General features: G+C 55.3%; 1 protein-coding gene. It reads right to left on the reverse strand.

Annotation, left to right across the window (positions count from 1 at the left end):
* Nucleotides 1-7 precede the first annotated feature (7 nt).
* Entirely contained in the window at nucleotides 8-1435 is a 1428-nt protein-coding gene (locus HDG39_RS34510) for an IS4 family transposase (RefSeq protein ID WP_184012736.1), read from the reverse strand.
* Between the last annotated feature and the right edge of the window lie 71 nt (nucleotides 1436-1506).

Raw genomic sequence — 1506 nt, forward strand, 5'->3', positions numbered from 1 at the left:
CTTTCAATTACCCACTTTTTTCTCGGCCCAGCCAATACCCAAGCTCGATGTCGATCAATCGATGCATACCTCGCCAGATGACTTTGTTGCCGGGCGGAGGATCGCTGGCTCGCGCGAGGTAGCCACCGAGTTGTGCGAGCTTGATGAGGCTGTGCGATAGAGGTGGCGCGTTCGCGGTACGTGCGGTGTCCTTGACGAGTTGATCAAGAAGCGCAATTTCGGTCACGGTAAGCGCAACCTCAGGCGGGGCCTCTGGTGCGGATCGATTGATTTCGGTAACCCAGAAGACTCTCCAGGCGAGAATACAGAAGATGGCGATCAAATTGCTCAACCGGCTGGCTGTGCGCAACTGAGAATCTTCAGCCTTGCATCCGGATTTCAGGATTTTGTGAAACGTCTCTATCTTCCAGCGCATCGCGTACCAGTTGATTTTTTCGATCGCGCTGCCCCGTGAGTTCACGGGTAGGTCAGTGACAAGCTTCCACTCGATACGAGGTCGGCCAGCAGGTTCGCCGCGCTCGCTTGCATGAATGACGGTTAAAGTGAGCGCCGGGTAGTGTCGCTGCTTTGCGACGGGTGGCCAGATCGTGAGGCGCCGATACCTGATCTCCAGAAGTGCCTGATGAGCTTGCCCTTTGGCATCGCGAAATTCGATTCGATGCAGCCCCTTCACCCGCACCTCCGACATTTCATCTGACACGGTATGCTCCCCGTCACCGGCCAACCTGTTCGTGCAGGTGCGCACTAGAAAATGTGTTTCAAGGTCATGGGCAGCGCAGAAAAGCTCGAAAATATCGCTCTCGCGGTCGCCGACATGCACACAGCGATCCGGATCGCCGAGTCGAGTTGTTGATTGCCGCAGATTCTCGATCCAGCGAAAGCTTTCTTTCTGCTCGATCGGTATGCGTGTGAAGTTGACTTTGCTGCGCTTGCTTGCGGTGTCCTTGAACTCCTTGCGGCTCCAGAACTTGATGGCTGTTAGTCCGAGCGGCAATCCCGATGTGGTAACCGCAAGGCTCGAATGCATCAGGATGCCGCATTGTGCACAAGGTTTAGCGAGCCCACGTCGTGTTTCGGCAGTTATAGAACTGCTTGCGTACCCGACCAGCTCGGGTTGTTCTCTTTCGTAAAGGAATGCGCTCGTGTCGTGAAGCACGAGGATCGGTCCTTCCGTTACCGCAAAGCGTTGCGCCGTTGCCTGAAAATGTCCGCTCAAAATATCCTGCTCATTGACGCGATCGTTGTCCAGGAAGCGATAGGCTGCCTTGGTATTGGCCCAGTCCTGGCAGGCGAGCGGAATGGTTTGCCCCATACCTTTCCACAACCGTTCCAGCACCATTCCGAAACGCTTGCGTAGCCGCACGTCCCGGAATTTGCTTGCCTCAATCTCCCGCTCAAACCACGCCTGATCTTCTACTTGTCGTTTCCCGGCCATTCTGCTCGCGCGCTCGTCATGACGCACGCCAGGTTACCAGGATTCATTGTAGAAATGTGGGTAATTGAAAG

Source organism: Paraburkholderia lebeckiae, assembly GCF_014201005.1.
Lineage (GTDB): Bacteria > Pseudomonadota > Gammaproteobacteria > Burkholderiales > Burkholderiaceae > Paraburkholderia > Paraburkholderia tuberum.